20 protein-coding genes are annotated in these 22,267 nt (G+C 41.9%); 1 reads left to right on the top strand and 19 read right to left on the bottom strand.

Features of this window, described 5'->3' with window-relative positions; genetic code table 11:
• Window positions 1-202: 202 nt before the first annotated feature.
• The gene (gene rraA, locus V6252_RS00830) at window positions 203-739 is read right to left on the bottom strand and encodes a ribonuclease E activity regulator RraA (RefSeq protein WP_341608909.1); all 537 of its coding nucleotides are present in this window, start codon (window positions 737-739) and stop codon (window positions 203-205) included.
• A 190-nt stretch (window positions 740-929) separates the two neighbouring features.
• On the bottom strand, window positions 930-1,631 hold the full coding sequence (locus V6252_RS00825) for an NAD-dependent epimerase/dehydratase family protein (RefSeq protein WP_296208019.1): 702 nt from the start codon (window positions 1,629-1,631) through the stop codon (window positions 930-932).
• A gap of 464 nt (window positions 1,632-2,095) precedes the next feature.
• Here V6252_RS00825 and rpsT point away from each other — a divergent pair, with 464 nt between their 5' ends.
• Window positions 2,096-2,362 carry a 30S ribosomal protein S20 gene (gene rpsT, locus V6252_RS00820; protein ID WP_010200097.1) on the top strand — a complete coding sequence of 89 codons (267 nt, stop codon included), beginning with the start codon at window positions 2,096-2,098 and terminating at the stop codon, window positions 2,360-2,362.
• 155 nt (window positions 2,363-2,517) lie between these two features.
• Here the strand turns inward: rpsT and V6252_RS00815 are convergent, their stop codons facing one another.
• The 17 genes from V6252_RS00815 to V6252_RS00735 all read right to left on the bottom strand — a co-directional run bounded on the left by V6252_RS00815 (window position 2,518) and on the right by V6252_RS00735 (window position 22,191).
• Complete coding sequence (locus tag V6252_RS00815; RefSeq protein WP_341608908.1) at window positions 2,518-3,354, bottom strand: histidine phosphatase family protein; 837 nt, start codon at window positions 3,352-3,354, stop codon at window positions 2,518-2,520.
• Window positions 3,355-3,512: 158 nt separating this feature from the next.
• The gene (locus V6252_RS00810) at window positions 3,513-4,325 is read right to left on the bottom strand and encodes a metallophosphoesterase (protein WP_341608907.1); all 813 of its coding nucleotides are present in this window, start codon (window positions 4,323-4,325) and stop codon (window positions 3,513-3,515) included.
• Window positions 4,326-4,535: 210 nt separating this feature from the next.
• Window positions 4,536-5,234 carry an orotidine-5'-phosphate decarboxylase gene (gene pyrF / locus V6252_RS00805; protein ID WP_341608906.1) on the bottom strand — a complete coding sequence of 233 codons (699 nt, stop codon included), beginning with the start codon at window positions 5,232-5,234 and terminating at the stop codon, window positions 4,536-4,538.
• Window positions 5,235-5,337: 103 nt separating this feature from the next.
• Complete coding sequence (locus V6252_RS00800; protein WP_341608905.1) at window positions 5,338-5,745, bottom strand: lipopolysaccharide assembly protein LapA domain-containing protein; 408 nt, start codon at window positions 5,743-5,745, stop codon at window positions 5,338-5,340.
• A 62-nt stretch (window positions 5,746-5,807) separates the two neighbouring features.
• Window positions 5,808-6,113: an integration host factor subunit beta gene (locus tag V6252_RS00795; protein WP_057759195.1), complete on the bottom strand. Its 306-nt coding sequence runs from the start codon at window positions 6,111-6,113 to the stop codon at window positions 5,808-5,810.
• Window positions 6,114-6,437: 324 nt separating this feature from the next.
• Window positions 6,438-8,126 carry a 30S ribosomal protein S1 gene (gene rpsA, locus V6252_RS00790; protein ID WP_057759193.1) on the bottom strand — a complete coding sequence of 563 codons (1,689 nt, stop codon included), beginning with the start codon at window positions 8,124-8,126 and terminating at the stop codon, window positions 6,438-6,440.
• A gap of 307 nt (window positions 8,127-8,433) precedes the next feature.
• Window positions 8,434-9,201: a (d)CMP kinase gene (gene cmk, locus V6252_RS00785; RefSeq protein ID WP_341608904.1), complete on the bottom strand. Its 768-nt coding sequence runs from the start codon at window positions 9,199-9,201 to the stop codon at window positions 8,434-8,436.
• Between the two features lie 189 nt (window positions 9,202-9,390).
• Window positions 9,391-9,915 (bottom strand): tRNA adenosine(34) deaminase TadA, encoded by a 525-nt coding sequence (gene tadA, locus V6252_RS00780; protein WP_341608903.1) that lies wholly within the window; start codon window positions 9,913-9,915, stop codon window positions 9,391-9,393.
• A gap of 27 nt (window positions 9,916-9,942) precedes the next feature.
• A complete protein-coding gene (locus V6252_RS00775; RefSeq protein WP_341608902.1) occupies window positions 9,943-10,680 on the bottom strand; it encodes a uracil-DNA glycosylase in 738 nt (245 codons plus the stop codon).
• A gap of 180 nt (window positions 10,681-10,860) precedes the next feature.
• Window positions 10,861-13,401 carry an AAA family ATPase gene (locus V6252_RS00770; RefSeq protein WP_425355833.1) on the bottom strand — a complete coding sequence of 847 codons (2,541 nt, stop codon included), beginning with the start codon at window positions 13,399-13,401 and terminating at the stop codon, window positions 10,861-10,863.
• Window positions 13,402-14,039: 638 nt separating this feature from the next.
• Window positions 14,040-14,435: an ATP-dependent Clp protease adaptor ClpS gene (locus tag V6252_RS00765; protein ID WP_341608901.1), complete on the bottom strand. Its 396-nt coding sequence runs from the start codon at window positions 14,433-14,435 to the stop codon at window positions 14,040-14,042.
• A 163-nt stretch (window positions 14,436-14,598) separates the two neighbouring features.
• Window positions 14,599-15,465: a hypothetical protein gene (locus V6252_RS00760; RefSeq protein ID WP_341608900.1), complete on the bottom strand. Its 867-nt coding sequence runs from the start codon at window positions 15,463-15,465 to the stop codon at window positions 14,599-14,601.
• Window positions 15,466-15,568: 103 nt separating this feature from the next.
• On the bottom strand, window positions 15,569-16,636 hold the full coding sequence (argC, locus tag V6252_RS00755) for an N-acetyl-gamma-glutamyl-phosphate reductase (protein WP_201567000.1): 1,068 nt from the start codon (window positions 16,634-16,636) through the stop codon (window positions 15,569-15,571).
• A gap of 136 nt (window positions 16,637-16,772) precedes the next feature.
• Complete coding sequence (gene hemE / locus V6252_RS00750; protein ID WP_341608899.1) at window positions 16,773-17,909, bottom strand: uroporphyrinogen decarboxylase; 1,137 nt, start codon at window positions 17,907-17,909, stop codon at window positions 16,773-16,775.
• Between the two features lie 92 nt (window positions 17,910-18,001).
• Entirely contained in the window at window positions 18,002-19,174 is a 1,173-nt protein-coding gene (gene proB, locus V6252_RS00745) for a glutamate 5-kinase (protein WP_057759177.1), read from the bottom strand.
• 78 nt (window positions 19,175-19,252) lie between these two features.
• Window positions 19,253-20,458, bottom strand: coding sequence for an Obg family GTPase CgtA (cgtA, locus tag V6252_RS00740; RefSeq protein WP_057759175.1), 1,206 nt, complete (start codon window positions 20,456-20,458; stop codon window positions 19,253-19,255).
• Window positions 20,459-20,748: 290 nt separating this feature from the next.
• Window positions 20,749-22,191, bottom strand: coding sequence for a glyceraldehyde-3-phosphate dehydrogenase (locus tag V6252_RS00735; protein ID WP_341608898.1), 1,443 nt, complete (start codon window positions 22,189-22,191; stop codon window positions 20,749-20,751).
• Window positions 22,192-22,267 lie beyond the last annotated feature (76 nt).

Genomic DNA, 22,267 nt, shown 5'->3' with positions numbered 1-22,267 from the left:
AGTTAAGGAGTCAGAAAGCTATTATACGAATATTTGAGCAATTACCAAAACTTATGCCGTAACGGTTTGTCACTTAAGAGTTTACTCATTAATGATTGAGGGTTAACAACGATTATTGCGCTTTAACTGTCGTTACATAACAAAAAACCCCAACTTATCAGCTGAGGTTTTTGTTTTTACTAATCAAGCCAGGCCTAAAGCTTCAGCTGATAAGTGGTTTATCGCTAGCGATGATGCCATTGTTATCAGCATAAACAAACATACCCGAATTCAACGTCAAATCACCAAAACTAATTTCGATATCCGTTTGACCTTCATCACGACGAGTTGATTTGCGCGGGATACAACCAAGCGCCATCACGCCAAGATCCATCTCTGCCATGTCATCAACATCGCGGACACAGCCATATACAATTACCCCAGCCCAGCCATTATCGATAGCTGATTGTGCAATCATATCGCCTAGTAGTGCACAGCGCATAGAGCCGCCGCCGTCAACGACCAATACTTTGCCATTACCTTCCTTGTCTTTGCCACCGCTATTCAATAGTGACTTAACGCGGCTATTGTCTTCAAAGCACTTAACCGTCACGATTTCACCGCAGAATTTGTCTTTCGCACCAAACTGACGGAATGACTTGCCTTCGATATTTGGTAAGCATACTTGCGACTCAGGATTGGCATCCAATAGATCACAAGTGACAAAATTCCCTCTATCCATTTGTATCGATTCTGACATTGCTCCTGCTCCTTGTTTTTAGTGATTCAACTGACTGGTATTCAAATACTTATTGATACTTTGATAATAGTTATTGTATTTTTTACTCTTGTATTCTCGTTTTAATGCAATCTTGTCCCAATGCAATTAACAATCGATATCTGTAGATTTCCAGTTGTGAGACTGAGTCTGTCACTAGAAAAAATGTACTTTATTTTTTGACACGAGTCATCGCTAGCATCTGCTTATTTTCGATAATATCGATATGCTTGATTTGAGGTTCAGTACGATATTTACTACGATGATAGATATCATGAGCACTCATGGCCATGGCACTAGCAACGCGTTTAGCAGAGATAGGATGTAACGATAGTGACTCTGACACGAGCGGCGAAATGAGTTTAAAGGCTTTTTGACCAAGGCTCTCAAGCGGACGACCTTTATGCTTACCAAGCAATAATGACGGGCGGAAGACGACCAATTGGCCAAAATCTAATGCCATAACAGCCTGCTCTGTCTCAGCCTTGACTCGATTGTATAAAAAACGACTGTCAATATCCGCATTCATTGAGGAGAGTAAAAAGAAATTCTCTACCCTTTTGTCACGACATAACTTGGCAAAATTTACGTTATAGTCTCGATCTACCTTGCGAAAAGCCTCATCACTACCAGCCTGCTTTTTTGTCGTACCCAAACAACTAAAAGCATCCGTAGTTCGATCGGCACCAACACTTGCAAACACTTCAGAGAGATTATCAAAATCATTGATTTGATAAAAACGCATGCTGGCATTAATGTAGCGTGGCGGACGACGAGCAATCACAATCAATGTGTCATAAAGCTCACTTAGTTGCTTTACCAAATGCTGCCCTACTAACCCCGTTGCGCCAATCACAATTGCTTTTCGCTGCATATCCTATCCACTTATATAACATTTGATGAACTATATTGATGAGAAAATACCTATATCAAGGCCTATCGTTAGAATATCATACCTAAATTCCTCAATAACTGACGCTATTATATAGGATATATTGTAAGAGATTTTATCAACCCTCTACGTCTATCAGCGCTTACTATTGATTTAGTTACTAGAATGACCCAAATTCGATGATATTACGTAACTTCTTTGAGCATTAATCATCAAATATATTGTCCTTAGTTCAATAATTTGCTAAGATAATCGGCTTTACACGTCAACGCTGTTTAATTATTCCAAACAGCTCTGACGCTTACGATGCTCTATTCATATTAGATACTTTAATATCAGACATCGACATCATATTTGACGAGACGGCTGCTCGTCACCGATGATTGTTAAACCCATTATTGCAATCAACATTCATATTTTTATCTATCTTTATCAAGGAGATACGCGTGGCTAATACTGCACAAGCTCGTAAACGCGCCCGTCAAAACACCAAACGTCGTCAGAACTCTGCGTCACAACGCTCTATGGTTCGTACTTACTTAAAACGTGTTGATGCGGCTATCGCAGCTAAAGATTATGACGCGGCTACCGAAGCTTACAAAAAAGCGGTACCAGTTCTTGATCGTATGGCTGACAAAGGTATTATTCATAAGAATAAAGCTGCTCGTCGTAAGAGCCGCCTAAACAAAACAATCAAAGGCCTACAAGCTTAAGATTTGTATTGATTAGACCGCATTTCGCTTTTATAGCGTAATGACTAAAACCTTGTCACTGGTTATAATACCGTGGCAAGGTTTTTTTATGCCTATTCAACACGTATTCAATGAACAGCTTCCCTACGGAATCATCTCAATCTTTGAATAAAACATCAATTCCACTGAACTTCTGGCGGCAATAGCAACTTGCTAGGATGGTAGCCAGCTGCACGATAACCGTCTAATAATGAACTAATCGGCCGAGTATATACCTGACCCCGCCAAATAAAATGGGCGCTCGCTTGATCAAATGGCTTATCATCGAACCATAAGAACACGCCTTCCATCATCTTTGGCCAATCATTCCAATCAATCTCTACCACATCGAACATAACTGCTAAGAACGCAGATAGCAACGTATCATGACTCACAGCAAGCATCAGATGGCAATGCTGCGGCTGATTCTGGTAAAAAAGCGAAAGGATATCCAAACCGCCTTGATAGGTGTTTTTAGTCCCTTCGAGATTGCCTTGCAAAAAGCGATTAATAAAGTTCAGGACACCAATTTCTTTGAACACAGGGTTGGCTATTTCCGGCTCGGTGACGAGGCTACCAGGCTCCACCAACAGCGACTGATGTGTAATATCACGCCGCAGTCCTGCCCCCTCTTGCATCAGCTGCGCGGTATCGATACAACGCCCAATCGGGCTAGAGATACTATCAACGTCGAGCGAATATGGTAGATGACCTGATAACCAACGACCCCAAGACTTTGCTAGTATACGGCCTTTAGGAGTCAACGGTAACTGATAGCTGGCAAAACCATTACCATCAGAGCGCTCGCGTAAAGAGTGCCTAGTAAATAGTATCAGCCGCTTATTTTCAGGCAATAAGCTGACGGAGGAGATCATACTATCTGGTAGGTGCGAAGGTGCAGCCGCGCTTGGTGTGTGATTCGCAAGCTTGTCAGCAGATATTTTGGACAGGGTGTTATTTAGATATTTACTCATGATAGCAAGCCTAGCAGATTTCTTATCAGGAATGAACCACAGACAAATCTAGTTGCAATATATCTTATAAATACTATGTACTCTTTCAGAAAAACGCTTTATTCAAAATAGTCTATGTCTAGAATAAATGGAGGTTTGCCAGATATTTACACACAGTCCTAACCAATATCAATGACTTTGTCCCATGCAAACTCTAATGCAGTACTACTGACCTCATTAGGATAGGCTCGTGGATTGACAATCACTCGCGTATTACCAATTTTATAATCAAATGCTTCATGAGTATGTCCATGTACCCATAGCATCGGTGCCCAATCCTCATGCATCCATCCTGACAAGTCACTGACGAAGGCCGCATTACTCGGTAGATTGGCATATTTTTCAGACACGGATAACGCACTGACGCTGTGATGACTCATGACTACTGTTTTTTTACCTAGTTTATGAGATTCCATCAAAGCTTGCTGTAGCCACTGACGATGCTTGGCATGAATCTGCATAGATACTTCAGGCGAAAACAGTTCGTTGCCTGCGTAAATCTGCTTATAGTCACGCATAAAATGACGAGCAGCGGCCATGGTGTCTTCGTTAGCATGATACTGATAGTCTGTCCAAAGCGTACAACCTAAAAGGCGTGTATCACCGATATCGATATGCTGACATTGTAATACGCGAACCCCTTTTTTAGACGCAGTATCATAGTTATCCCAAGTTGCCAGTTTATGGTCAAAGTTCAACACGTCTTCATCAAAGTATTCATGATTACCAGCGATAGTAATCAGGGGAACTTTTAAGCGCGCCGCTTGTTCTTGCAACCACGGCATACCTTTGTCGCTATTAGCAGTATCCCCTGCTACTAATACTAAATCTGCATCGGTTTTAGGAATATGTCCAACGGGGTGCGATTGACGTGCATAACTATCAATATGTAAGTCACTCAATATCTGTAATTTCATATTATCCAACATCATCTAGTGGCGTTATTATTAAGAATCTAATTAGCGATAAATGCTCATAGTAGTACTACTGATATTTAGCTACATGAGCGTTTTTGATATAGTTATTATATTTTAGAAAGGTTGTAAGAATAAATTTAAGTAGTGTAGCAGCTTTTCCTCGACCATCAAAAAGTAAAAAGACAGCCATTTAGGCTGTCTCTTTTTCTTAACATCTATTCAAACTTAAATACTTTGAAGTATTGTCTGTAGTTTAGCAGCAGGGTCTGAAGCTTGAGTGATCGAACGGCCAATGACTAAATAATCAGAACCGTCTATTAGTGCCTGACTTGGTGTACAGATACGTTTTTGATCATCTGCATTGTCTTCAGCTAGGCGTATACCAGGCGTCACCAGTTTAAAATCCTGACCACATAATGCTTTAAGTGCCTTTGCTTCTTGAGCCGAACAAACTACCCCATCAAGACCAGCTTGCTTAGTCAGTTGTGCTAGTCGGCTGACTTGGGCATCTAAGCTATCAGTGATGCCTGTTTGCATCAACGCTTCACTATCCATAGAGGTCAATACGGTAACTGCGATGAGCAAGGTATCGAGATCTCTATCTAGCAAGCGCTGTTTTGCCAACGACATGGCCTCTAGACCTGCGCTAGCATGGACATTCACCATCCATACACCAAGTTCAGCGGCAGCCAATACTGCTTGAGCAGTGGTATTTGGAATATCATGGAATTTTAGGTCTAAGAACACTTCAAAATCACGTTGATGCAGTGCCTTGATGATATCAGGACCACAACGCGTAAACAGCTCTTTACCGACTTTCAATCGACATTGGGATGGATCTAACCGGTCAGCTAGCGCTAGAGACGCCTCTACCGTCATATTATCTAGAGCGACGACAACTGGAGAGTTAATTACATTATTCATGGTTTTACCATATATTTGAAGTTATCAAAGTATTGTATTTGAGGTCAGTACTGCGATCGTTAAGCTATCACCTAGCAGATCACATAAAAGATTACCTAACGACTTAATCTCTTCTACGCTTAGTCAGAGTAGAGCCTTCAGTTAGGCTAGTTGCATCGGTGTTGTGCACGTTAGTAGCAGAAGCACCATAAATAGCTTCATCTACTGTTGGCGCGCTTGCTTGACGATCGATAACTGTATTGGCTTGAGTCAATTGCTCTTGCAGGTTTGCGTTTGCTTTTTGCAGACGTGAGATTTCCCACTTATTCTGTAGCACACGAAAGATAAGTAATGCCAGTAAAATACCAATAACAATACCTAGCATTAAACACAAAATAAGTAGCAACCCTAGATTCATCGTAGGTGCTTGTGAAAACAGTAGGTTGACTCCGACCTCAGTATTATTTGCTAATACCAAACCAAGTGAATAGGCAAAGCTCAAGAATAGCAATACAAATAGTAGAAAGCGCATGAGACAGTTACCTCAGTTTGGAATGATAAATTTTGACGGTTAGATAGTCAGTGCTGGTTTGATTAACCGTTTGCTACCGTATCGTTTACTGCTTCGCGTAAAGCCTTGCCTGGCTTAAAATGTGGAATCGCTTTAGCCGGTACAGGTACGCTTTCACCTGTCTTAGGATTGCGTCCCATACGGGCACGGCGGTGATGTAGACAAAAACTACCGAATCCGCGAACTTCGACTCGGCCATCATTGGCTAAAGTATGGGTCATCAAGTTTAAGATTTCACGCACTGCGTCATCAACCACGGTATCTGCCATGTTGTCACAGTTTGCACTCAAATTACTAATAAATTCGGATTTGTTAATCGCTTGCTGCATTATTACGCTTGCCTTGTTGATTGATGGATAAGCTGATGATAAGTCAACGCTCTATAGTACGTAAATGCGTTTGTATAATTAAACTATATATACTGAATCTTTGAAAACTAACATTCAGAATCATATTATGACTATAAAAAGCTTATAACTATCATCTCGTTACTCAATGGTGCAAATGATAGCGGATATTAGCGTAAATGGGAATAAGAGTTTGCCCATTTGGCTAAAAACCTCTATTACTAACTGTGTTAATAAAATCTAATCATAAAAAAAAGCGACCGAAGTCGCTTTTTTTATATTACTTTTATATCAATAGTTTGCAGCTTATTGCATTTGCTCTTTGATCAAATCGCCAATAGTTTTTGGCTGTGCATCAGAACCTGGAGCAGCAGTAGTGTTCGTGCTACCAAGATCTTTAATCGCTTGACGCTCTTCAGCTTCATCTTTCGCTTTGATAGACAAGTTGATGTTGCGTGTTTTACGATCAACACTGATGATTTTCGCTTCAACGTCATCACCAACAGTCAAATGCTTAGTTGCATCTTCAACGCGGTCACGTTGGATTTCAGAAGCACGTAGATAAGCTTCAACTTCGTCAGCAAGTTCGATAGTAGCGCCTTTAGCGTCTACTTCTTTTACTTTACCATTAACGATAGCACCACGGTCATTGTTGACTAGGTATTCGTTGAATGGATCAGAGCTTAACTGCTTCACGCCTAGGCTGATACGGTTAGCTTCTGCATCTACAGACAATACCATTGCTTCAACGGTGTCGCCTTTGTTGTAGTTACGGATAGCATCTTCGCCAGTTTCGTTCCAAGAGATATCAGATAGATGAACAAGACCATCAATACCACCGTCTAGACCGATAAAGATACCGAAGTCAGTGATTGATTTGATAGTACCAGTGATTTTATCACCGCGCTCATGTTTCTTATCAAACTCATCCCATGGGTTAGCTAGAGTTTGTTTGATACCTAGGCTAATACGACGACGTTCTTCATCGATATCAAGAATCATTACTTCAACTTCATCGCCCACTTGAACAACTTTAGATGGGTGGATGTTTTTGTTGGTATGATCCATTTCTGATACGTGTACTAGACCTTCGATACCTTCAGAAATCTCAGCGAAACAACCATAGTCAGTCAAGTTGGTTACGCGAGCTTTTACAACACTACCTACTGGGTAAGTGCCGCCAACGTTATCCCAAGGATCAGTACCAAGTTGTTTTAGACCTAGGCTAACGCGATTGCGTTCACGGTCAAACTTCAATACTTTAACTTTTAGGTCTTGGCCAACTTCAACAACTTCAGATGGGTGCTTGATACGGCGCCATGCCATGTCAGTGATGTGCAATAGACCATCGATACCACCTAGATCAACGAACGCGCCGTAATCAGTAAGGTTCTTAACGATACCTTCGATCTCGATGCCTTCTTCAAGCTTGTTCAATAGCTCTTCGCGCTCAGCTGAGTTTTCAGCTTCCATAACTGCACGACGACTAACAACAACGTTGTTGCGCTTCTGGTCAAGTTTGATGACTTTGAATTCTAGCTCTTTGCCTTCAAGATGCGTTGTATCACGGATAGGACGTACATCTACCAATGAACCTGGTAAGAACGCGCGTACTGAACCGATATCTACAGTGAAACCGCCTTTAACTTTGCTTGAGATAATACCTTTAACGATTTCATCGTTATCAGCGATTTTTTCAAGGAAGTTCCAAGTTTCAACACGTTTAGCTTTCTCACGTGACAGCAAGGTTTGACCCATGCCGTTATCAACCGCTTCAACTACGACATCAACGCTATCGCCAACTTCAACTTCAAGTTCGCCTTCTTCGCTTAAAAACTCTTCACGAGCGACGATACCTTCAGATTTAAGACCAGTATCTACTGTGATCCAATCGCTATCGATGGCCACAACAGCACCTGTAATAACCGAGCCACGCTCGATATCTAGGCCCTGCTCTTCAATGCTCGCTTCAAATAGTTCAGCAAATGATTCCATTATGTCTACCTTTGTATAGCCGTATCCTGTCCAGCACAGTACGGATCAAATTTATGATTGTATAGAACGAAATACTGGTTTTATATCCCATGCAATCATATAAAAAAACGTTTGTTGATAGTGAGCTCATCGTAATTAAAACTGACTAACAACAACTGTCTTATATCGACTGCAATACCCTAAACAAAATAGGTTTTTCTTACCGCTTTAATAAAATTTAACTTAACCGTATTATTTTATACTAAAACAATGATTAATAGGAAACTTTTTAGTACTTAATATGTTGTTTTTACTAGCTATTAAATGACTAGCTAGTAAAAAACATACCTTTATCTTGGCAATGCTTTTTGACCTGCTCATATACTGCATCAGCATTCAATGCTGAGCTATCAAGTAATAAAGCATCTGCCGCAGGCTTCGATGGCGCTGTACTACGATTTTCATCACGGTCATCACGCTCTTTTATCGTCGCTAAAACTGCCTCAAAATCTGCTGTTTGACCAGCGTTCAACAACTGAGTCACACGGCGCTCTGCACGTGCTTCAGCACTGGCCGTCAAAAACACCTTAACATCAGCATCTGGAAAAACGACCGTACCCATATCACGGCCATCAGCAACCAAACCAGAACGAGTGGCCATATCTTGTTGTAGCTTGAGCAATGCTTGGCGAACCTGTGGAAAAACAGCTATCTGTGATGCATAGCCTCCAACCGTTTCATTGCGTACTTGCTCACCTACTGCTTGTCCATTAACAATGATATCTACACGCCCTGAGTCATTGTTCGGTACAAACGCTATCTCTAAGCTTTCAGTCAATGCTAATACAGCATCTTCGTCAATTGGTTGGCTAGCATCTGCGCTAATCAAACCTGCTTCAAAGGCTTTTAGACCAACAATTCTATAAAGCGCACCAGAGTCTAACAACTGATAGCCTAACACTTGTGCTAGACGCCATGTAACTGTGCCTTTACCAGCGCCACTAGGACCATCGATACAAATAACAGGGTAGCGCACTGATGATGTATGGCTATCCTCTGTATTGAGTAAAACATTATCAGGTGTAGAACTAGTCATAATACTTACTCAATAATATGCGTTACTTATATCGCTTATCGTATGTCATTAATAAAACAATATTTATTCGTATGTTAAGTCTTTAATAGCCCATTAAAATAGGTACTATCAAATAGGGCAATATTATAGCAAAAAATCATCGTGACCACTAGCACCAAGACTGATATCTTATTTATTAGTATTTTTAGTTTACATATTAGCCTTATTCTTTTTTGCCGCTTGCCTACGCTCACGAAAAAATGACTTTAGTATTTGACTGCTATGCTTGCTGCATAATCCACTATACGCCTGTATACTGTGGTTGTAGAAAGGTTTTAATGATAAGTCCATTTGACTACCAACCATCCCAGCACGCGGTTCACTCGCTGCATACACCAGCTTGTTTACACGCGCATGAATTAGAGCACCAATACACATTGTACAAGGCTCTAAAGTGACATATAGAGTAGTCTGTAGCGGCAGTCGATAGTTTTCTAAACGCGTACAAGCGTCTCTTAATGCAACTATCTCTGCATGAGCAGTAGCATCATGGCTACTAATAGGTTGATTAAACCCTTGGCCGATAACTTGCTGGTCATGTACCAATACCGCACCTACCGGCACCTCTCCTCGCTCAGCACCTTGCTTAGCAAGTTCAATTGCCTCTCGCATCCATTTAACGTCTTCGACTGACCAAAAAGTGCTGGATTGAATACTTAAGGGTTGATACGGCATTAAGCTTATATTCTGTATATTTTGCATTTATTGTGGTAATTGCCAGTCAATTGGAGTTTGGCCATATTGCACCAAGTAATCATTTGTTTTAGAAAAAGGTTTAGTGCCAAAGAAGCCGCCACGGTTTGCCGCTAGTGGTGATGGATGTACCGCTGTCAGGATCAAATGCTTATCCGTATCGATATACTTACCTTTCTTCTGGGCTTTACTACCCCACAGAATAAACACGGTATGCTTTGTCTGTTCATTGACGGCATCGATGACGGCATCAGTAAACTGTTCCCAACCTTTATTTTGATGACTGTTTGGCTCGCCTTCTCGCACAGTTAGTGAGCTATTAAGCAGTAGAACGCCTTGCTGCGCCCAATACGTCAAATCACCATGCGCTGAAGGGCGAATACCAATGTCATCTGCCATTTCTTTGAGCAAGTTATTCAACGATGGTGGCTTTGGAATGACTTTAGGAACAGAAAATGATAACCCCATAGCCTGACCTGGACGATGGTAAGGATCTTGGCCCAAGATTACCACTTTGACTTGCGATAACGGCGTAAGGTTCAGCGCATTGAACATCAATGGTGCAGGCGGATAGATACTATCATCCGACTGATAGGCCTCTTTTAAAAAAGCGCGTAGATTGTCCATATTCTCAGACGTTAATTCATCTGCTAATGCTGTTTTCCAGTCTTCTGGTAAACGGACATTGTCTAAAATCGCTTGTTTTTGTTCTGGAGTCTTGGTTGTTGGTTCATCGAACAGTTCCATAGTGTGTCCTTTTTATACTTATTATCTTGTTATAAGTTCCATAGCTTTGTTAAAGCCAGCTTAATGTAAATAATTATACTAACAAAATATGGTGTACGCTTTGTTGATAAATTATAGCAATAAAAAAAACGGCTACCGCTGTAATACGGTAGCCGTTTTTGTCATATTAGCACCAGTAACTTAGCTAGCTAGAGACTCAGAATCAGGATGCGGTTCATGAGTTTCAACGACTGTCAGAATAATACGACTATCAGCTGAGCCTTTGTCTGATACCTTATCAAGCTTCATTGTATCATTCTCTTGAGAATCATCGACTTTAGGCTCTAAGGTCAGATGCACGACACCGCCATTGACCAAATCACCGAATAAAATCATACTTGCCAATGGTTTTTTGATTTCATCTTGAATCAGACGTTGCATCGGACGTGCACCCATTAAACGGTCATAGCCTTTATCTGCCAAGTAGTCACGTACATCATCATCAATCTCTAATGTCACTTGCTTATCATCAAGTTGTACTTGTAATTCAACTAAGAACTTATCGACAACTGATACAACAACTGACGTATCTAGAGGGTTGAACTGAATGATAGCGTCTAAGCGATTGCGGAACTCTGGCGTAAAGACACGTTTCAGCGACTCTGTGTTATCACGACTATGGTCTTGTTGCGTGAAGCCCATTGACGAGCGACTAATACTATCAGCACCAACGTTCGTTGTCATAATAACGATGACTTGCTTAAAGATTGCCACACGACCATTATTATCGGTCAACGTCCCATGATCCATCACTTGTAGTAACAAGTTAAAGACATCCGGATGCGCCTTTTCAATCTCATCAAGCAACAATACACAATGTGGATGCTGATTGATTTTTTCAGTAAGTAAGCCGCCTTGATCATAGCCAACATAACCTGGAGGCGCGCCAATCAAACGTGATGCCGTATGCGCTTCCATATACTCTGACATATCAAAGCGTACTAACTCTACACCTAACAGATTGGCTAGCTGACGCGACACTTCTGTTTTACCCACACCAGTCGGACCTGCAAACATAAACGAACCGATTGGTTTATCAGGTGCTTTTAATCCTGCACGTGATAGCTTGATAGCATCAGCCAACGTAGCAATCGCCTCATCTTGACCAAATACCAAGTGCTTAAGATCTCGATCTAAATGCTCAAGGATACTCTTGTCATCACTCGATACAGATTTGGGTGGAATACGTGCCAGTTTAGCAATGATAGCTTCAATATCCGCCACATCGATCTTCATCGGTGGCTTTTGACCTTTTGATAATTTCACACCATCTGCTGACTTAGCACTATCGCTTGCTTTCGCAGTCGCTGCTTCATCCTGCATTTCATTATCTGTATCACCATCGATACCTTCGATATCAGCATCAATCTGCGCATCAAAATCTTGCTCTAAATCAGCAATGAAACTTTCTTCCGCTTCGATATCATCGATATCAGGCACCACGCCTAAGCGCTTGTACGCACCTGCTTCATCAATCACGTCAATGGCTTTATCAGGTAAAAAACGCTCATGAATATGCTTGGCTGATAACTGTACCGCTGTGACCAACGCTTCATCCGTATACTCAACATTATGGAATTCTTCATAACGAGGTTTTAGGCCACGCAGGATATCGATGGTGTCATCCACACTAGGTTCTTTAACATCGATTTTTTGGAAACGACGCGACAATGCATGGTCTTTTTCAAATACTTGGCGATACTCAGTAAAGGTTGTTGAACCGATACAACGTAGCTCACCGTTGGCAAGTGCAGGCTTAATCAAATTAGACACATCCATATTGCTGCTCATAGATGAACCAGCACCAATAATCATATGAATTTCATCAATAAAGAGAATAGCATTTGGTTTTTTCTTTAGCGCATCAAGCAATGACTTCATGCGTTTTTCAAAGTCACCGCGATACTTGGTTCCCGCAATCAGTGAACCAATATCAAGGCTATAAATCACGCAACCGTTAAGTGGCTTTGGTGCTTTATCGTTAATGATTAACCATGCCAAACCTTCAGCGATAGACGTTTTACCTACACCAGGCTCACCTACTAGCAATGGGTTATTTTTACGACGGCGGCACAGTACTTGGGCAGCACGTTCAATCTCAGAGGCACGACCAATCAAAGGATCTGTTTTACCTTCGGCGGCTCGCTGATTTAGATTGGTTGCAAATTCAACCAATGGATCTTTACTGGTCTTTTCAGAGGCACTACGGCGCTCAGTGCCTGCAGAACCACGTGATTCAGAAGGCTCTTCTTTATCTTGACCATGTGATAAATACTGGGTTAGCTCAAGGCGACTGATACCTTGTTTTTTAAGCAGGTAAACAGCATAAGTATCATGCTCTGAAAACATAGAGACCAAAATATCAGACCCTTCTACCAATCGACCACCACCAATCGACTGCACGTGAAAAATAGCACGTTGCAAGATACGATCAAAGCTTTGAGTCGGCTGCGGTGACTGTTCTGTATCAGCATCGATAGTTGGCGTGTGTTTATTAATATAAATCTCAAGCTCAGTACGCAACGCCGAGACATTAGCATTACAAGCAGTCAACGTATTGGCAGCATGAGTGTTTTCTAATAAGGCCAAAAGCAAATGTTCAACAGTGAGATACTCATGCGATTTTTGGCGCGCAAGCGTCATTGCTAAACGTAGAGAAACTTCAAGATGACGACTTAACATAACAACTTCCTACGGTTATATCTATCTTTATAATTGATAGTTTTATGAATGAGTTAGTAAGTAAATCAGGGCGGTAGATGAATTGTTCAAGGGCTATATTCGTATTATTAGAAGTCATGAATAAATGAGGTGAGCGGTAGACTATTGACTAAATACTATAATCTCGCTATCAGCCAACAGTAATCATAACTATCCATGGCCGCTTTTCTTTATATCAACACGATACTTCGACGGAGTCAATCTATTAACACAGACTAAAATGTATCAAAGCGTGCTACAAGCTAGTAGCCACCACCTTAACAACGAATATTAAATGTTGAAAAACTGATTAGATAGAAAGAGAGATTGATATTTGAAAAGCTAGTAATGACGTGATTTTAGCAGGTTCAACGGAGATACTTAGTCTAAGACTATTGAATAGGACTCTTTAATAGATAGGGTTATTTTCTATATAAATCAAGACCCTATGGATAATAAATCTATTTTTAGAAGATGCTACTTGTATACAAAGGGAGTGACTGAAAAGTCAAAAAAGCTCAACATAAAGGTGAGCTTTGATATGAATTACTTAAAAGTACAAAATAGTAGATATAGCTTTAATAGAGCCCTATATCAGTACAAGAAACTAATAAATTGCTTTACTCGCCTTGATGTGGTTCGATTTGGGTCAATAATGGATAACCTTCACGATGTGCCAGACTATTTACTTTTTTAGCCTTGGTCTCGGCGATATCTTTGGGATAAATGCCAGCAATACCTTTGCTGCTATTATGAATAGTCAGCATAATCTCGACCGCAGAATCCATACTATGACGAAATTCTGACTGCAATATGTATACAACAAACTCCATCGGCGTGTAGTTGTCATTATACATAACGACCGCATACATAGGCGGTTTGGCTACTTCAGGCTCTGCGACCAATACATCTGCTTGCGGTGAGGTTTCACCATCGGAATCACCGTCTTGTGCACGATGAGCAGGCATATTGGGAAAGTGCCAATCAGCAACCGTTGGCGTGGCTTGTGATATCATTTTTTTCATCATAATCAAAATATAATTATAAGGTAAGTTTAAGATAGAGAATGTTAAGGCAGGCGATAAGGCATGGTATAAAGCACAAACACTAATTAAGGTCATTGTGCTTTGATTTCAACCACAGCATCGTCACTGAGTGTTTCAATAAGACATGAGGTAATTAAGGTACGATAGGACTTTCATCAACTTCTGGTAAATCTAGGAGCGATGGTAGCATGTTATCCACACTATCACCGAGCTTCCAGTCATACAATTGCTCTACTTTCTGACCACCAGCTTGCAAAGTCAGTTTGGCTTGCAATGGTCTAAAACCTGATGGCATTACAAAGCGACCACGTATCCGAACGATACCTTCGATCATATGGTATGCAGGGTCAAGTGGCACCTCTACAAGGTCATCATTGTTAAGTAGCGTCAATATAGGCCTCAAGCGTTTGGCTTGACCATCGCTACTGAGCATCCCAATATCAAAACCATACTCAAAAGCATTTTCAGGTAGTGGCGAAATTTTGGCACCTAATACCTGTAAAGGCATACCACCTTTCTTACGGATGACATCTGAATACAGCTCATTGAGCTGTGATACTTGCTTATTTTCTACTGTTAATTCTTGCTGGCTCTCACGCAGTTCTTTTAAATTAGCCAAACTGATGGCCAGTTCTTGTTTGGCAGTTGCCGCTTGGTTAGTAGCTATCTTATTGCTCAGGCGCAAATCTTCTAGTGCTTGTGTCGCTTCAGTGCTATCGATGATTGCTTGCTTGGCTTCTGTTTCCATCGAATGAAGGCCACGTTGGTAACCAAGCTTATGACCGAATACCAGCCCAACCACTGCTGTCACTAATACGGCCACTACAAACAGTGCCAATACTAATGTAGAAGCGCCGCGTTGTGAGCTAGCAATACCACTTATAGGGATATTATTATTTCTAAAGGAATGCTGTTTGCGCTCCAAGCTAGGTATAACCGATTTTTTACACGATAGACGTGCTGGCTGTGAGCAAAAGCGTAGTACGAGCGGAACACGCATTTAGACAGTATCTCTTAAGGGTAAGGGCAAGTCATTATAGCCGAATTTATAATCAATACCTAGCACCGTAAATGTGAATGATTGGAATATGAAGTCGTTGATATTAAGGAACAATCGGTGCAAAATTCAGCCCCATTGACTCATCAAAACCGAACATCACATTCATGTTTTGAACAGCCTGCCCAGCAGCGCCTTTAACTAAATTATCTTGAACGACAATAACCGTTAGCTCAGCGCGCTCATTGTCCTGATGTACCGCAATGCGTAGACGGTTACTAGCGCGAACACTACGCGTATCGGGATAAAGACCTTTTGGCATGACATCAACAAACAACTCTGACGCATAGCTATTTTCAAATGCTTGCTGCCAATCGATAGCCGCACCTGCGTCAGTCAACTCCATATGAATAGAGCTGAGCATGCCACGAATCATCGGTACTAAATGCGGCAAAAAGCGAATGCGATGCGCGAACTGACTGTCTAATAACTGTGCAACACCCTGCTCAATCTCAGGTAAATGACGATGGCCTTCGACGCTATAAGCCTTAAAGCTATCTGTTGTCTCAGCATAGTTAAGTGCAAGTGATGCTTGACGACCTGCACCAGACACGCCAGATTTTGCATCGATAACGATACGAGACTCGATCAAACGCTCTGCTTGCTTATTCTGAGCTTCGATAATTGGTTTTAGACCCAAAATCGCAGTGGTTGGATAACAGCCTGGGTTGCCTACTAGTAACGCATTCGCAAGCTTGTCACGATTGATTTCTGGTAAGCCGTAGACCGCTGTTTTCAATAATTCAGGACAAGCGTGTGACTGCTTGTACCAATGCTCAAAGTCAGTCAGTGACTGCAAACGAAAATCAGCAGCCAAATCGATGACCTTAACGCCAGCTTGAGTAAGCGCTTCAGCTTGCTTCATTGCTACGCCATGCGGAGTTGCAAAAAACACAACATCACATTTTTGCAATGCAGCAAGCGTATTATCACCCAAGTCGCTAAAAACGATGTCAGACACACCGCGTAAGCTTGGGAAGATTTCATCAGCACGAGTGCCAGCTTCGCTACGAGAAGTTAATAAATCAATAGAAACCTCAGGATGAGCAGATAATAAGCGAATGAGCTCAATACCCGTATAGCCTGTACCACCGACGATCGCTGCTGAAATCATAAAACACCCTTTTCTTGGTAAATACTAAATATGCACTGATAGATTCTATATTTGCTTATAACTCATTCAGTTCCATAAATTATATAGTTCTACAAATGCGAACAAAGACAGAATCACTCTCTAAATATTCTGACTCTTAAATTTTATAGTCGTGTACTGCATCCACAAACACTTTGGCATTGTCAGGGTTAACCCACTGGGTGATACCGTGACCTAAGTTTGCTATGTAACCAGTCTTTTCACCGTCAGCGTAAGCACGGTCAAGCATGGCGTTCACTTCAGAACGGATTGTCGCAGGCGAACCATATAACGTCGCTGGATCTAAGTTACCTTGGATAGCTTTGCTGCTTTGCAGTTTTTTATGCTTCTTGGTCAATTGACGCTGACTTTCAGTCAATACTTGGCGCGCACGATCAATCGGCATCGTCCAGTCCAGACCTAACACATCTGCTTCGCTGTCAGCCTGAATATCAAGCCATAACCCACCACCTTTAGTGAATAGCACTACAGGTACTTGTGGATGACGTTCTTTTAGTTCAGCGACAATACGTTTATTATAAATGTGTGAAAATTCGATAAATTGACGATGGCCTAACGCTCCGCCCCAACTATCAAATATCTGAACGATTTGAGCACCAGCGACGATTTGGGCATCTAAATAGTCAATAACTGACGTCGCAAGCTTGTCTAATAACTGATGTAAAAAATCAGGGTTACTATATAAGAAGCCTTTGGTATAACGATAATCCTTCGAGCTACCGCCTTCTATCATATAAGTAGCCAACGTCCACGGACTACCAGAAAAACCAAATAGTGGAACTTGACCATTCAATGCTTTACGAATGCTGGTTACGGCTCGCATGACATAGTCTAGAGAATCGTTTGGCTCAAGCACTGGCAATCTATCAAGATCAGCCTGCTCACGGATAGGGTATTTGAACTTAGGGCCTTCACCTGTTTCGAAATACAAGCCAAGTCCCATTGCATCAGGAATAGTTAGAATATCACTAAACAAAATAGCAGCATCTAAGTCATAACGACGTAAGGGCTGTAGAGTCACTTCAGTAGCGCGGTCTGTATCTTTGCACAGACTCATAAAGTCACCCGCTTCAGCACGAGTGGCCTTATATTCTGGCAAATAACGACCAGCTTGGCGCATCATCCATACCGGTGTGGTATCAATGGGCTCAAAACGTAATGCACGTAGCAATCTATCATTTTTTAAAGGTGCAAACTGTTGCTGAACCGAGTTACTACCGTCTGAAGCACTCATGTACAAATCTCCAAAACAGCACAATATCCATATTTATAAATGGATATTGTGCTGGATAAAATAAGTTGAATAAAAAAGGTTATATAAAAGCGCTATACAGTTAATGCAAGATTGTCGCGGTGTACCATGACGACACGTTCTTCGCTACTGCCAAAGATCTTATCGAACTGTTCGGTACGCTCACGAGCGACACGGCGCGCATCATTCGATGAGAAGTTTACCTGCCCAACAGCAATACGCTCACCTGTATCTTGATGGATAATTTCTACCACATCACCTTCATCAAATCCGCCCTGCACTTCTACAACACCCACTGGCAATAAACTTCTATTGTGCTCAGTCAATGCTCTTGCAGCGCCTGCATCAACGACCAAGCTACCTGACATACGTAGATGCGCAGCTAGCCATTGCTTACGCGCAATGATTTTATCTTCGTCATTAGTCGTCAGCAATGTACCTACCGCTTCGCCTGATACCACACGGGTAATAACGTCATCAATAGCACCGCTGACGATAACGGTAGGACAGCCACCCATAGCAGCAAGGCGTCCAGCACGGATTTTGGTCAACATACCACCGCGTCCAAGCTTACCGCCGTCTCCTGCAATATCAAATAAATAATCAGCCATTGCACGCTCTTGACGAATCATCTTGGCATCAGGATTATCACGTGGGTTATCAGTGAAGACACCTTCTTGATCGGTTAAGATGATGTACAAATCAGCATTAACCATCGCGGCTGCCATCGCACCCAAGGTATCGTTATCGCCGAATTTAATCTCATCAATCGTGATGGTATCGTTTTCGTTGATAACAGGTAGTACGCGCCATTCTAATAACTGTGTTAGCGCGCCTGTCGTATTGAGATAACGACTACGATTAGACAAATCATCATGAGTTAGCAGGAGCTGCGAGCTTTGAATACCATGCTGAATCAAAGCTGACCACCATGTTTCAATCAAGCCCATTTGACCAATAGAAGCACAAGCTTGTAATGCTGCTAGTTTTTTGGGGCGTTCCTCAAGGTTCATACGTACCACACCTTCAGCAACGGCACCTGATGATACTAGCAGTACCTCAACGCCTTTTTTGTGTAGCTTAGCAATCTGCTTTGCCCACTCATATATGGCAGTACGATCCAGCCCTCGACCGTTATTGGTTAATAGTGATGAACCAATTTTGACAATAACGCGCTGAATATCAAAGTTGCGAGTTTGCTTAACAAATCTTGCTTCTTCCATCGTGTTTGCTATGTCATCTGCCATATAAACTCCTTTTTTTCATATCAATTGATTGTAGGGATTAAATTCACAATTCAAATATAACTGCTCAAGCATACTAGCTTAAGGAACGTACATTACCTCAACGCCATCGTCATCATCGTCGTCAAAATCAGACGCATCCAAGCCTTCACGTGCTGCTTTACGAGCCGCACGATACGCTTCACGCTGTGCTTCAGTGTTAAGACGTACTTCAGCTTCTAAACGCTCGAAACGTTCTTTTTGTGCTTCAGCGAAGATAGGATCTTCTATTTCACGCTCACGCTCAAGTTCAATGTCATTCATTAGATGATATTTGACCGCATCAACGCCTTCACCAGTTAGCGTTGCCGTACGGAAGACCATACCAGTCCAACCAAGCTCTGCGACGATATGAGTACAAAGCGCATTCAAATCTTCATCATTGACCTGATCGATTTTGTTTAATACCAAAATCTGCGGCAAGTTGGCCAATTCAGGAGAGAAACGCTCAAGCTCGTTTAAAATAACGCGAGCATTTTCGACTGGGTCGCTGCCATCAACAGGCTTAACATCAACTAAGTGTAGCAGACGACGCGTACGCGCAACATGCTTCAAGAAGCGAATACCAAGTCCTGCGCCTTCTGATGCACCTTCAATAAGACCAGGAATATCTGCCATCACAAATGAGCGATGACGACCAATATCGACCACACCCAAGTTTGGTACTAGCGTGGTAAACGGATAGTCAGCCACTTTTGGTCTAGCAGCAGAGACTTGACGGATAAAGGTCGATTTACCAGCATTCGGCAAACCAATCAAACCAACATCAGCCACTACTTTTAGCTCAAACTTAAGAACTTTTAGCTCACCTTCAAAACCTGACGTCGCTTTACGCGGCGCTTGGTTGGTCGAGCTTTTGAAATGGGTATTACCCAAACCACCGTCACCACCTTTGGCAATCAGTAGTGTCTGGCCAATCTCAATCAAATCGCCCAATACTTCGTCTGTCTCGGTATCAACTACCGTGGTACCAACTGGTACTGGTAAATAAAGATCATCAGACCCTTTACCTGAACAGTTTCTACTATGGCCGTTCTCAGCACGCATGGCGTCATGACGACGCGTATAACGATAGTCAACTAGGGTATTGGTGTTGTCTTCTGCAATGACATATACATCTCCGCCCTTGCCGCCATCACCACCATCAGGTCCACCACGTGGGACATACTTTTCTCGGCGAAAACTGGCGATTCCGTTACCACCGTCACCTGCTTTTACCGTTACGACGGCTTCATCAATAAATCGCATCTTACGTTCCTTAATTCACAATCCAGTCTATAAACTGGTTACAACCAACGGTTGTATTTTGGGGTTTTGCTATGTTGTTGCGTCAAAATGAATACTGTATAAAGTCTACTTTTACTTAGTGCCCATTATGACAATAACACCCGATAATCAATCGGACTATCGGGTGTTTAAGTATGACAGTTAAAATCCTACCAAGCTATTCAAAGTAGAATCTGCCACAGCGCCATTCTTATGACACGATAGCGCTACTATACTTGGTATGACGTTATTGCTCTACTGTATTTAGTAATCTATGCTGGAATCTGAGCGTAGTTGATTCCGGCCATTTGCGTCGCCAAACGCAATACCTGAGTACTATAACCTACTTCGTTGTCATACCAAACATATACGATAGCTTGGTTGTCAGTCAAAATAGTAGCTTGAGCATCGATAATACCAACATGAGTCGTACCAACGAAATCCGTTGATACCGCTTCTGTAGAATCTGTATAAGCAATCTGCGACTGCCAAGTGCTGCTGTTAGCCATTTTACGCAAGAATTCATTTAACGCATCAGCGCTTGCTGGTGCAGTTTTTAGATTCACGTTCAAGATGGCTAGGCTGACGTTTGGTGTTGGTACACGAATAGCGTTACCCGTTAGCTTACCGTTTAGTTCTGGCAATGCTTTACCAACAGCTTTTGCAGCACCAGTACTGGTGATAACCATGTTCATCACAGCACTACGACCACGGCGGTCTGCTTTATGATAATTATCAACCAAGTTCTGATCATTGGTAAATGAGTGAATAGTCTCTACATGACCATTTACAATACCGTACTCATCATTCAATACATTCAGCGTTGGCGTAATCGCATTGGTCGTACAGCTAGCAGCACTAACAATAGTATCATCACCAACGGTGTCATTGTTCACACCATAAACGACGTTTTTGATATCACCGCCAGCAGGTGCTGTTAGTAGCACTTTTTTTACGCCAGTAGACTGTAAGTGCTTACCAAGGCCTGCTTCGTCTTTCCAGATACCTGTGTTATCGATAACAAGAGCATTGTCGATTCCATAAGCAGTATAGTCGATTTCGCTTGGGTCTTTGGCATAGATAACTTGTACAAAACGACCGTTAACGATCATGCCGTTATTATCATCATCAATGCTGATGCCGCCTAAGAATCTACCATGGATTGAGTCACGCTCAAGCAATGAGATACGCTTAGCCAAGTCACCAGCAGCGGCTGGACGTACAACGATCGCTTTTAGTTGTAGACCTTTCGCGCTTGACGCTTGTGACAATAGCAGACGAGTCAAGATACGACCAATACGGCCAAAACCGTAAAGCACAACATCTGTCGCGCCATTTACAGCACCAGCGTTATTGATAGACTGTAGAGCGGTTTGTAAGTCAGTATCATTAGCAATCAGTTGACCAACATCGATACGAGTGGCTTGGATATCAGTGTTTTCTGAGATAACTTTTACCATCGCTAGAGTATCAGCGATATCGATAGCTTTGGCACCATGGTCGCGTAGCGCTACTTTTTGATGTAAAGCAAGTATTTGACCAACTGAGGTAGAGTCTAGCGTTTCGCCAAACAAAGTCACTTGTACGTCTTGCTTGTTATAGAGCTTGTTTAGTAGCCCCATAAGCTCAATCGCTTGTTGCTCTTGATTGTTGTAATTGTTCAAGTGGTCTTGATGTAATTGGCGTAAGGTATCAGCGTTGCTCACGAGAAACATCCTTATGGTCAGTAATGTATGATCAATAAAATATGAAGAAGTGTAAAATAGATAGGTCGTGTATGCTCTAAATGGC

Source organism: Psychrobacter proteolyticus, from assembly GCF_038155145.1.
In the GTDB taxonomy this organism is placed as follows: domain Bacteria; phylum Pseudomonadota; class Gammaproteobacteria; order Pseudomonadales; family Moraxellaceae; genus Psychrobacter; species Psychrobacter proteolyticus_B.
This window is presented reverse-complemented; position numbering and strand designations above follow the sequence as displayed.